This window comes from Mesorhizobium sp. M8A.F.Ca.ET.021.01.1.1 (assembly GCF_003998025.1).
Lineage (GTDB): Bacteria > Pseudomonadota > Alphaproteobacteria > Rhizobiales > Rhizobiaceae > Mesorhizobium.
The window spans coordinates 1-11,541 of the sequence record NZ_RZSJ01000147.1 but is presented as its reverse complement, the minus strand read 5'-3'; the positions used below and the strand labels follow the sequence as shown (position 1 = coordinate 11,541).

The window sequence follows — 11,541 nt, the reverse complement described above, 5'->3', positions numbered from 1 at the left end:
CCACCAACGGCATCGGCGTGGCGCGTATTTTCGAGGCCAAGGGCCGGCCGCGTTTCAATCCGCTGATCGCCCATGTCGCCGACATGGCGATGGCCGAGCGCATCGCGCTGTTCGATCCGCTGTCGAAGAAACTCGCGCTTGCCTTCTGGCCGGGTCCGCTGACGCTGGTGCTGCCGCAGCGCCCCGGCAACGGCATTCATCCGCTGGTCACTGCCGGGCTCGACACGATCGCCTTGCGCATGCCGAGGGGGTTTGGCGGCGACCTGATCGCCAGGCTTGGCCGACCGCTTGCCGCGCCCAGCGCCAATTCATCCGGCAGGATCAGCGCCACCACTGCGCAGGCCGTGGCGGCGGACCTCGGCGCCCGCATCAAGCTCGTGGTTGATGGCGGCGCCACACCGGTCGGGCTGGAATCGACCATCGTCAAGGCCGAAGGCGAAAGACTGCGCCTGCTTCGGCCAGGCGGCATCGCCGCCGCGGACATCGAGGCGGCCATCGGCATGGAGTTGCTGCGCGGCGGCGCCGCCGGGGTCGAGGCGCCGGGCATGCTTGCCTCGCACTACGCGCCGGGCGCGGCGGTGCGGCTCAATGCCGGCACGGTTGGCGAAGACGAAGCGTTGCTTGCCTTCGGCGACCAGCGCGCGGAAGGCTGGCATCATGCGGCCGCATTCCTGAACCTGTCCGAAACAGGTGACCTGCGTGAAGCGGCAAGCAATCTCTTCGCCTACATGCAGGATCTCGACCGTAGCGGCGCGCGCACCATCGCGGTCGAGAAGATTCCCTTTGACGGGCTCGGCGAGGCGATCAACGACCGGCTCTCCCGTGCCGCCGCTCCTCGTGACAACGCACAGCCCACAACCTAGTTTTCCCGGATGACCGAAACCGCCAAGACACTCGATCCCGCTCTCATCGATCGTTTCGCGGCGATCGTCGGCGACAAATATGCGCTGCGCGACCAGCAGGACATCGCGCCTTATCTCATTGAGCGACGCGGCCTCTGGCATGGCGCGACGTCCCTGGTCCTGCGGCCGGGCAGCGTCGACGAGGTCAGCCGGATCATGCGGCTGGCGACAGAGACCGGAACGCCAATCGTGCCGCAAAGCGGCAACACCGGGCTGGTCGGTGCGCAGGTGCCTGACAAATCCGGCCATGAGATCGTCCTGTCGCTGTCGCGGCTGAACCGCATCCGCGAGATCGATGTCCTGTCCAACACGGTCACGGTCGAGGCCGGCGTCATCCTGCAGACCTTGCAGGAAGCGGCCGACGCCGCCGACCGGCTGTTCCCGCTGTCGCTCGCCGCGCAAGGCTCCTGCCAGATCGGCGGCAATCTTTCGTCCAATGCCGGCGGCACCGGCGTGCTTGCCTATGGCAATGCGCGCGAGCTCTGCCTCGGCGTCGAGGTGGTGCTGCCGACCGGCGACGTCTTCGACGATTTGCGCAAGCTGAAGAAGGACAACACCGGCTACGACCTGAAGAACCTGTTCGTCGGCGCCGAAGGCACGCTAGGCGTGATCACCGCCGCCGTGCTCAAACTGTTTCCGAAGCCCAAGGGAAGGGACGTCGCCTTCGTCGGCCTGTCGTCGCCCGAGGCCGCCCTTTCCCTGTTCAGCCTGGCCATGGACCGCGCCGGGGCCGCGCTCACCGCGTTCGAACTGATCGGCAAGCGGCCATACGATTTCACGCTGGCGCATGCCCCGGGCGTGACACGGCCGCTGATGGAGGATTGGCCCTGGTATGTGCTGATGCAGATTTCATCCGGCCGTTCGTCGGAGGATTCGCGGGCGCTGATCGAGGACGTGCTTTCGGCGGGTCTCGAGCAGGAATTCGTCGGCGATGCCGTCATCGCCGCCAGCCTCGGGCAGGGCGATGCCTTCTGGAACTTCCGCGAGCTGTTGCCCGAGGCACAGAAGCCGGAAGGCGCTTCGATCAAGCACGACATATCGGTGCCGATCGCATCGATACCGCGTTTCATCGCGGAGGCCGCCGGCGCGGTGGCCTCGGTCAGTGCCGGCGCCCGGGTGGTCTGCTTCGGCCATATGGGCGACGGCAACCTTCATTATAACATTTCACGGCCCGTCGACGGCGACGACGAGGCGTTTCTGGCGCTCTACCATGCCATGAACAAGGCCGTGCATGACGTGGTGCGCAGCCTGCACGGTTCGATCTCGGCGGAGCACGGCATCGGCCAGTTGAAGCGCGACGAACTGATCGCCACCGCGCCGCCGATGGCCATCGATCTGATGCGCAGGGTGAAGACCGCCTTCGACCCGGCCGGCATCATGAATCCCGGTAAGGTTATCTGATCCTTTCAACATCTTGTGGCTGGTGGCATTCCGATAACCATCCCTGAGATCAGCAAAATTTAACCGACTTTCTTAAGCGCGGCGGTAAGGAGCCGGCGCTACTGTTTCCCCATAACGAGGCCGGGAAAACTGGCCCGGAGAGAACCGGACACCGGCTCTCAGGAGACAGACAGGAAGGCGCTCTATGAACGTGAACACCGGACTTAAGCCAGTCTGGGCGGGACGCAACATGCGTCTCGACCCATTCCGCCTGCCGCAAGTGGTGAGCTACGCGACGCGCGACGATTATGGCGACGTAACCTTCACCATCGACCAGCGTGGCGCCGTGATCCGCCGCCTGCTCGAGATGAGCGGCCTGCCGGCGATCATCGTGCTGCCCGCCAATGCATTTCGCGGCGTCGCCGCCCGTGCGATGGAGGATCCGGAAGGCAATGTCACGGTGACCCTGGAACTCCTGCACAACGATCCGATGCTGTCGGTGCCGCTGTTGGTGGCCGACGATCTCGAAGACGTCGCCGCCGACTGGCGCGCCTGGGCCGATGCCTACCGTCTGCCGATGCTGCTCATCGAATCGGACGGCGTCGCCCGCACGCTGGAGGAATCGCTCGGCGCCGCCATCAAGACACTGCCGCCGCAGGACCGTCGCAAGGGCCGCGTTTCCAACACGCGCCGCCCACGCTTCCTTGCCCGTCGCAGAACCGGGGACCTCGGCCTCAGGCTGGTCATCGACGGCCAGGAAATCATTTCCCGCGATTGAGCATCATTCCTGTTCTGGGATTGTCGACACTGAGGCCGCTAAACCAGCGGCTTCAGCGCCACCCACAGCGCGCCACCGATCAGGCCGAGGAAGATCAGCCAGCCGACCTGGTTGTTCGACCGGAACAGCCGCAGGCATTGGTCCGGATCGTCGATATCCAGCACCGCGATCTGCCGGGCAAGATGCGCACCGGCGGCGATCAGTCCCGCCAGCGCCACCACCGGGGCCTGCGCCGAGGCGAAGGCGACGGCGAAGCAGATCAGCATGCCGCCATAAAGCCCCGCGAGCCACGCCTTGGTGTTGTCGCCGAACAGCCGTGCCGTCGAACGCACGCCGACAATGGCGTCGTCTTCCTTGTCCTGGTGCGCGTAGATCGTGTCGTAGCCGATCACCCACAGGATCGAACCGATATACAGCATGATGGCGGGGCCATCGAGATCACCGAACTCGACCGCCCATCCCATCAGCGCGCCCCAGGAAAAGGCAAAGCCGAGAAACAGTTGCGGCCAGTTGGTTATCCGCTTCATGAATGGATAGACGGCGACGATCACCAGCGAGCAGACGCCGAGCAGGACGGCAAAGCTGTTGAACTGCAGGAGAACCGCCAGGCCGACCAGGGCCTGCAGCACAAGAAACAGCCAGGCTCGCCGGCGCGTGGTCTGGCCGGACGGCAGCGGGCGCGAGCGTGTGCGTTCGACCTGGTTGTCGATGTCCTCGTCGACAATGTCGTTATAGGTGCAGCCGGCGCCACGCATGGCGATGGCGCCAATCAGGAACAGTACGAGATACAAGGGCGCCGGCAGCAGCGAAAGCAGCGGGTCGCCAGGCCGGGGATAGGCGCTCGCCGCCAGCGCGGCCGACCACCAGCATGGCCACAACAGCAACTGCCAGCCGATCGGCCTGTCCCATCGCGCAAGCTGGGCATAGGGCCAGATCGCGCGCGGCAGCACGCGGTAGACCCAATGGCCGTTCGGCGCATCGGCGACGCGGCCCTGGGACGCTTTCGACTGGACAGGTTCCATTGGCATGGAGTGGCAGCAGCGGCGGAACCCGTCAAGCGGCAAGCAGGCAGGGAGCGCCCAACCATCCGTCAGGAGGTGAAGATATCGCGTGTGGAAAACCAGACTTTCGCCACCTCGATGAAAGCCAGCGCCGCGTTCGACACGCGCTGCTGCGTATCGTGGGTGAGAATGATGCGCTGCATGGGCAGCGGATCCGACAGCGGTTTGCACACCAGACGCAAGCCGTCATAGCTGTGGTCGCCATGCGGGCGGGTATAGCTGACCGCGACGCCGAAGCCGTTGGCCACCATGCTGCGCTGGAGTTCGAACGAGCTTGTGCGCATGTCGGCGACGGGCGACAGGCCACGGCCGCGGAACAGGTCGAGCATATGCTGCCAGCTATGTGGCTGGTCGGTTGTGATCAGCGGGTAGGCGGCCAGATCCGCAAGGCTGACCTCGGAACGCTCGGCCAGCGCATGGCCCGCCGGCAACAGCGCATGCGGCCGCAGCTCGTGCATCAGGATGCGGGCGAAATGCGACGGCAGGCCGAGATCATAGCTGAGGCCGAGATCGACGGCCGCGTCCGCCAGGCGCCGCCCGAGCGTCTCGAACGTCTCGTCGCGGACGATGACGGTGACCGCTGGATGGCGTTCGGAGAAGGCGCGGATGAGGCCCGGCGCGAAAAAGGGCGCCAGATCCTCGAAGCAGCCGAGCACCAGTTCGCCGCCGACCGCCGAGTTGGCCTTCCCCAGGCCCAGGAGTTCGTCTGTCTCGGCAAGAACCTGCCTGGCCTTCGCCACCACGACACGGCCGAAGGAGGTCAGCGAAACACCGCTTCCCCGCTGGCGCACGAACAGTTTCTGGCCGAAATCCTTTTCGATGGCGTCGATGGCCACCGAAATAGACGGCTGCGAAACGTTGAGCGCCCGGGCAGCGCCGGTGACACTGCCATGGCGGGCGACGGCGATGAGATAGCGGAGTTGGGTGAGGGTGAGACTAATAGTCAAAACCTATGTGTCAGATGAGAAGTTATTATTTTACTGAATGAGCGGCCATTGCGATAGTCGCCTCCATCCTGAAAGGAGGACATTATGGCTTCCCAAACCGCTACACGGGCAACGGACACCGAAATCATCGATGCCCGGACAATCGCCGACTACCAGCGTGACGGCGCGGTCTGCATCCGCGGCGCCTTCAAGGGCTGGGTCGACACGATCGCCGCCGGCATCGAGCGCAACATGCAGAACCGCAGCGCCACCGCGTCCGACATCGCCAATGGCCGCGGCAGTTTCTTCGACGATTACTGCAACTGGGAACGCATCCCCGAATTCGTCAAGGTGGTGCGCGAATCGCCGGCGGCGCGACTAGCAGCCGCGGTGATGCAGTCGCGTACGGCGCAGTTCTTCCACGACCATGTCCTGGTCAAGGAACCCGGTACGCAGAAACCGACGCCGTGGCACCAGGACATTCCTTATTATTTTGTCGATGGCCAGCAGACCGTGAGCTTCTGGATCCCCATCGATCCGGTGAAGGAGGCGACGCTGCGCCTGATCGCCGGCTCGCACAAATGGGACAAGATGATCCTGCCGGTACGTTGGTTGGACGACGGCAATTTCTATGCCGCCGAGGGCGATTATCGTCCGGTGCCGGATCCCGACCAGGATCCATCGATGAAAGTTATCGAATGGGAGATGGAGCCCGGCGACGCCATCCTGTTCGACTTCAGGACGGCGCACGGCGCGCGCGGCAATATGACAGCGGCACGGCGCCGGGCGCTGTCGCTGCGCTGGGTCGGCGACGATGCCCATTATGTCGAGCGGCCCGGCCGCACCTCGCCACCCTATCATGGCCATGGCATGCAGCCGGGGCAGAAGCTGCGCGAGGACTGGTTCCCGGTGGTCCACCAGGGCTGAGCGAGTGCCGGAATAGGGGCGCCGGTGGCGGGCGCCCCTATTGCGCAGGGGGATAACGTTCCCGTGCGCAATTCCGATCAATCCACCCTGATGCCTTGACCCGTCGTCCAGAGAGCAATAGCGGGTTGTTCTCTCTATGGGATAGTTGGCATCAAGAGGTGGCCATGAACGTTCTTCTTCTCGGCTCCGGCGGCCGCGAACATGCACTGGCCTGGAAGATCGCCGCCTCGCCGCTGCTGACCAAGCTCTATGCCGCTCCAGGCAATCCGGGCATCGGCGCAGAGGCCGAGCTGGTGAAGTTGGATATTGCCGACCACGCCGCCGTCGCCGCCTTCTGCCGGGAGAAAAAAATCGACCTCGTCGTGGTTGGCCCGGAAGGGCCGCTCGTCGCCGGCATCGCCGATGATCTGCGCGCCGAAAACATCCGCGTCTTCGGGCCTTCGAAGGCCGCCGCGCGGTTGGAAGGCTCGAAGGGCTTCACCAAGGATCTCTGCGCCCGGTACAACATCCCGACCGCCGCCTATGGCCGTTTCGGCGATCTGGCCTCCGCCAAGGCCTACGTCGAAAAGACAGGCGCGCCGATCGTCATCAAGGCCGATGGGCTCGCCGCCGGCAAAGGCGTCACCGTCGCCATGACAATGGATGAGGCGCAGGCGGCACTCGCTTCCTGCTTCGACGGCTCCTTCGGCGCCGCCGGCGCGGAGGTGGTGATCGAGGAATTCATGACCGGCGAGGAGGCGAGTTTCTTCTGCCTCTGCGACGGCACCACGGCACTTCCTTTCGGCACGGCCCAGGACCACAAGCGCGTCGGTGATGGCGATGTCGGGCCCAACACCGGCGGCATGGGCGCCTATTCGCCGGCCCCTGTAATGACGCCTGACATGATCGAGCGCACCATGCGCGAAATCATCGAGCCGACCATGCGCGGCATGGCCGAGCTTGGCGCGCCTTTCGCCGGCATTCTGTTCGCCGGGCTGATGATCACGCAAAACGGGCCGAAGCTGATCGAATACAACACCCGCTTCGGCGATCCGGAATGCCAGGTGCTGATGATGCGGCTCAGGGATGACCTGCTGGTCCTGCTCAATGCCGCCGTCGACGGCCAGCTCGCGCATACCTCGGTGCGCTGGCGCGGCGAGGCGGCGCTGACCGTTGTGATGGCGGCGAGGGGTTACCCCGGCACACCGGAAAAAGGCTCCGTCATTCGCGGCGTCGAGGACGCCGCGGGCGAAGGCGTCCAGATTTTCCATGCCGGCACCGCCATCAATGGCGGTGCGCTCGTCGCCAATGGCGGCCGCGTCCTCAACGTCACGGCGACCGGAGCCACGGTTGGCGAGGCGCAGGCGCGGGCCTATGCCGCGCTCGACCGCATCGATTGGCCGGACGGATTCTGTCGCCGCGACATCGGCTGGCAGGCCGTGGCGCGCGAGAAGGCGGGCTGAAGCTCCGACCGGTGGGCGACGGCTACCGCTGGCTGCGATCGAGTTCGGTCGAAGCGGTGCTGAGCGGATCGGCCGCAGCGAAGGCGGCGTCGAGTTGTGCGGGCGAGCGCTGCCCGGCCCGCTTCCAGGCGACATACTGGACGATGCCGAAGCCCGGCCGTGGCGGCACCGTCTTCACGACAGGCATGCGAAACCCGTCGCGGAATTTCGACCAGCGCGAACCGAGCACAGCGACCATTTCCTCGACAGTCGGCGGCGTCGCAACGTCGGCATAAATGATGGTGGCCTTGCCGGCCAGTGCGGCTTCCCGCGAGAGCGGCACCGGCACGCTGGCAAGATAATCGGAAGGCACGTCGAGCAGTCCGCCGAATGGCCATTGCTGGCGCAGCGCGGCGGCATTCGTCGGCACCACGTTGACGTCGATATCGTTCGGCGTGCCGGCGACCCGATAAGGGCAGCGGAAGCGGCCGCAATTGGCCTGCGCCGAGAACTGCCAGAGCGCATAGCCCTGCCAGTTGCCCATCGGAAAATGCACTTCGATGTCAGGTTTGTAGCGCGCGTACCAAAGCGGCAGCCGCGACAAGAGCCGGTATTTGTAGCGGTTGTCGGCGATGTACTGGGCGGTCTTGCCGTTGGTGTAGAGCACTGGGAAGCGGCCGATGCGCCGGTGCACCTGGCGCACGAACTCCTCGGCGTCGTCGAGCGACATCCATTGCGTGGGATCGATGCCCTCGATGTCGAGGGCCATGAGATCATCCGGCGCGGGGTCGGCGAAATCGAGGAAATTGTTGGCCTGCTCGACTGGATTGCCGGGGCGGGCGAGGTGATAGGCGCCCCATTTCATGCCGAGCGCCTTGGCCACGACCCTGCGTGTCTGGAACAGCTCGCGCGTCACCGCGTGGCGCTTCCACAGCGTCTTGCAAAGCTTCACCTCGGTGTCGCCGCCCGAACAGAAATAGGGCGGCGGCATGCCGTCGGACGCCTTGTTGATGAAGGCGACGATGCGCTTATCGGTGGCAAGCTGGGCCCAGTCGATGGAATTGTATTCGTAGGCGTCGATGACCAGGGCGCGATCGGCGTTCTTCCACGGCTCGGAGAAATCCGAAGCCTTTGCCGCGGGCGACAGCGCCATTGCTGCCGCGAAAGCGAGAAGCGCCGTGCGGCGAAGGAAGCGCGCCGTCCTTTTCAAAACAGGGAATCCCCGTTGATCAAAGGCGAATGCTGAACCGCTATGGTTAAGGAAATGCTTCTCGAGACGATGCGGTGCGTCAGACGAACAGCTTCAACGCCGTCGCTACTGACAGGAACATCGACAATGGGCGACCTTGAAACGGCGTGAAACCATGCTTGAGATAAAAAGCGGCGGCTTTGTCGTCCTTGGCGTCGACGATCAGCGCGAAAGAGGCGGGAGCAGCCTGGGCGCAGCGCCGGAGCGCATCCACGATCAATGTCGATCCAACACGTTGCCCCTGATATCGGGTGTCGACAGCCAACCTTCCAATCAATATGGCGGGCAGGACTGGATAACGCGGCAGGCGTTTCGTCAGGTCTTCTGGCAGAGAAGCGATGGGCACACTTGCTGCTGCAAGAGTGTAATATCCGGCAATGAGACCGACATCACGGTTTGCGGCGACGAAGCAATTGCTGACTCGGCGTTTGATGTCCTGGCTCGCCTGCTCACGAAGATAGTGGTCCAGTGCTCGTACACCGCAGTTGAACCCCTTACGAGGATGCGACCCGCCCAGCGGCTCAATGATCAAGTCCAGACTCACCGGGATTCGACGACAACTCGCTTGTAGGCGTCGGCGGCTTTGCGCAGTGCTTCATTGGGTTCGGGTGGATTGAGAATGGCCTCGACCAGAGCGCGCTGATCCTCGATAGACAGGCGGATGATGGCGGTCTCCTCAATGGTGCGTTGTGCGGCCTCCTGCGCGGCAGCAACCACGAAGTCACTGACGCTGCGGCCCTGAATTTCGGCGGCACGCTTCACCACGCTAAGCATATCTGGCGAAATACGAGCCTCGATACGGGCAGTGCGGGTCTGTTGGTTTGGCATCGCGATCACCTCTGACGCAATATGTACGGGTTTTGACCGTACATATCAAGCGCTGTGGTCACCGCCGGCCGACTGGCGGAAATTCAAACGGATCTGACGCCGGCTCCTGCCGCAGCGTGCCCTCTGCAGCGCGCTTGCGGTGATGGGCAAGCGAGCATCGCGGCGAGCACAATATGCCGCGATCCGACCAGTAGGCGGCGCCGTTTGCCAGTTCGCCGTGATAGTAGGAAAACCCGGCTGCCCGGTAGGGCAAGCCGCATTCGATACAGCGATAGGCGTCAGGTCTGGCAAGCATAAAATGTTCCGGTCGGCTGGTTTTTTCGCCGGTCGATTTGATCCGGCATCGGTCGAATTTAGTACAGGCCGGCCCGATTGCAAAATCCGCGTGACAAAATTTGACGTTTACGTAAAAAGAAGATGGGAGACCGCCCAAAGGCGGATGGTTTTGCGGTGGCACTCGCTCTAGGGTCGGCGAGGCCGATGCATCAGGAGGATCGAGCGGCATGTATCGGGCACCGGTCGAGGATATCGCGTTCACCCTGAAGCATGTGGCCGGCATGAAATCGGCCATCGATGCCGGCGCGTTCGGCGATCTCGGCGAGGATCTGGTCGATGCCGTCCTTGGCGAGGCTGGCCGTTTCGCCACCGAGGAGGTGGCCCCGCTTTACAAGATCGGCGACGAACAAGGTGCCGTGCTGAAGGACGCGGTCGTCACCACCCCGACGGGCTGGAAAGAACTCTATCGCCGCTGGACCGACGGCGGCTGGAACGCGCTCTCCGGGCCGGAAGAGTATGGCGGGCAGGCGCTGCCGACGATGCTCGGCGTCGCCGCGCTCGAAATGTGGAATTCGGCCGCCATGGCGTTCGGCATCGGCCCGACGCTGACCATGGGCGCGGTCGAAGCGCTGGACAAGCACGCTTCCGAGGACCTCAAGGCGAAATACCTCGCAAAGCTCGTCTCCGGCGAGTGGATGGGCACGATGAACCTGACCGAGCCGCAGGCGGGCTCCGACCTCGCCGCGCTACGCGCCCGCGCCGAGCCGGCCGGCGACGGCACCTACCGCATCTTCGGCCAGAAGATTTTCATCACCTATGGCGAGCACGATTTCACCGACAACATCGTCCATCTGGTGCTGGCGCGGCTGCCCGATGCGCCCGCCGGAACACGCGGCATCTCGCTGTTCCTGGTGCCGAAATTCCTGGTCGGCGACGATGGGTCGATCGGAGCGCGCAACGACGTCTTCTGTTCCGGCCTCGAGCACAAGCTCGGCATCCACGCCTCGCCGACCTGCACCATGATCTATGGCGACGGTTTCCAGGGTGCCAAGCCAGGCGCCATCGGCTGGCTGATCGGCGAGGAGAACAAGGGCCTCGCCTGCATGTTCACCATGATGAACAATGCCCGTCTGGCCGTCGGCATGCAGGGTGTCGCGGTCGCGGAAGCCGCGACCCAGAAAGCGATCGCCTACGCCAATGAACGGCGTCAGGGCAAGGCGGCGGATTACGCTGGTGCCGGCATGGCGCCGATCGTTCACCACCCGGACGTGCAACGCAATCTCCTGACGATGAAGGCGCTGACGCAGATCGCCCGCGCCATCAGCTACAGTTGCGCCCACGCCATCGATCTCGCGCGCGTATCGTCGGGTGACGAGGCGGGGCATTGGCGCGACCGCGCCAATCTCTTGACGCCGCTGGCCAAGGCTTTTTCCACCGATATCGGCGTCGAGGTTGCCTCGCTCGGCGTCCAGGTGCATGGCGGCATGGGTTTCATCGAGGAGACGGGTGCGGCGGCTCTCTACCGAGACGCCCGCATCGCGCCGATCTATGAGGGCACCAACGGCATCCAGGCGATCGATCTGGTGATGCGCAAGCTGCCGCTCGGCGGCGGCGAGCACGTGCATCGCTTTATCGACGAACTGGCCGGTATCGCCAATGCAGTGCGCACCTCCAACCTGCAAGGCTTCGGCCGAACCGCCGATCTTCTGGGTGCGGCCCTTGGCGATCTGACGCAAGCGACCCGCTTCCTGCAAAAACTGGCGGCCGATGGTCAGACGGACAAGGCGCTGGCT

The 11,541-nt window shown here is 64.3% G+C and carries 12 protein-coding genes; 6 read left to right on the top strand and 6 right to left on the bottom strand.

Translation table 11 applies throughout. The annotated features are described in order from the left end of the window. The 3 genes from EOA36_RS14105 to EOA36_RS14095 form a co-directional block, all read left to right on the top strand. The coding region (locus EOA36_RS14105) for an L-threonylcarbamoyladenylate synthase (protein ID WP_145969168.1) at positions 1–863 on the top strand (863 nt) is incomplete at its 5' end. Between the two features lie 9 nt (positions 864–872). Beyond that, the gene (locus EOA36_RS14100; protein ID WP_127278159.1) at positions 873–2,303 is read left to right on the top strand and encodes an FAD-binding oxidoreductase; all 1,431 of its coding nucleotides are present in this window, start codon (positions 873–875) and stop codon (positions 2,301–2,303) included. 190 nt (positions 2,304–2,493) lie between these two features. Beyond that, a complete protein-coding gene (locus EOA36_RS14095; protein ID WP_127278163.1) occupies positions 2,494–3,060 on the top strand; it encodes a DUF6101 family protein in 567 nt (188 codons plus the stop codon). Positions 3,061–3,098: 38 nt separating this feature from the next. Here the strand turns inward: EOA36_RS14095 and ubiA are convergent, their stop codons facing one another. Next, positions 3,099–4,082, bottom strand: coding sequence for a 4-hydroxybenzoate octaprenyltransferase (gene ubiA, locus EOA36_RS14090; protein ID WP_189553214.1), 984 nt, complete (start codon positions 4,080–4,082; stop codon positions 3,099–3,101). 68 nt (positions 4,083–4,150) lie between these two features. Further along, positions 4,151–5,062 (bottom strand): LysR family transcriptional regulator, encoded by a 912-nt coding sequence (locus EOA36_RS14085; protein ID WP_127278162.1) that lies wholly within the window; start codon positions 5,060–5,062, stop codon positions 4,151–4,153. A gap of 90 nt (positions 5,063–5,152) precedes the next feature. Between EOA36_RS14085 and EOA36_RS14080 the strand changes: the two genes are divergently transcribed. Further along, on the top strand, positions 5,153–5,974 hold the full coding sequence (locus EOA36_RS14080; protein ID WP_127278157.1) for a phytanoyl-CoA dioxygenase family protein: 822 nt from the start codon (positions 5,153–5,155) through the stop codon (positions 5,972–5,974). A 164-nt stretch (positions 5,975–6,138) separates the two neighbouring features. After that, on the top strand, positions 6,139–7,416 hold the full coding sequence (gene purD / locus EOA36_RS14075) for a phosphoribosylamine--glycine ligase (RefSeq protein ID WP_127278156.1): 1,278 nt from the start codon (positions 6,139–6,141) through the stop codon (positions 7,414–7,416). Between the two features lie 22 nt (positions 7,417–7,438). Here purD and EOA36_RS14070 read toward each other — a convergent pair whose 3' ends face one another. The 4 genes from EOA36_RS14070 to EOA36_RS14055 form a co-directional block, all read right to left on the bottom strand. After that, positions 7,439–8,548 carry a glycoside hydrolase family 25 protein gene (locus tag EOA36_RS14070; protein WP_127278161.1) on the bottom strand — a complete coding sequence of 370 codons (1,110 nt, stop codon included), beginning with the start codon at positions 8,546–8,548 and terminating at the stop codon, positions 7,439–7,441. 136 nt (positions 8,549–8,684) lie between these two features. Continuing rightward, positions 8,685–9,176 (bottom strand): GNAT family N-acetyltransferase, encoded by a 492-nt coding sequence (locus EOA36_RS14065; RefSeq protein ID WP_245464352.1) that lies wholly within the window; start codon positions 9,174–9,176, stop codon positions 8,685–8,687. A gap of 8 nt (positions 9,177–9,184) precedes the next feature. Beyond that, on the bottom strand, positions 9,185–9,472 hold the full coding sequence (locus tag EOA36_RS14060; RefSeq protein ID WP_127278154.1) for a DUF1778 domain-containing protein: 288 nt from the start codon (positions 9,470–9,472) through the stop codon (positions 9,185–9,187). Between the two features lie 58 nt (positions 9,473–9,530). Then, positions 9,531–9,767, bottom strand: coding sequence for a hypothetical protein (locus EOA36_RS14055; protein ID WP_127278160.1), 237 nt, complete (start codon positions 9,765–9,767; stop codon positions 9,531–9,533). 208 nt (positions 9,768–9,975) lie between these two features. Here EOA36_RS14055 and EOA36_RS14050 point away from each other — a divergent pair. Next, positions 9,976–11,541 (top strand): acyl-CoA dehydrogenase family protein (locus EOA36_RS14050; RefSeq protein WP_127278153.1); only part of this gene is annotated, 1,566 nt, incomplete at its 3' end.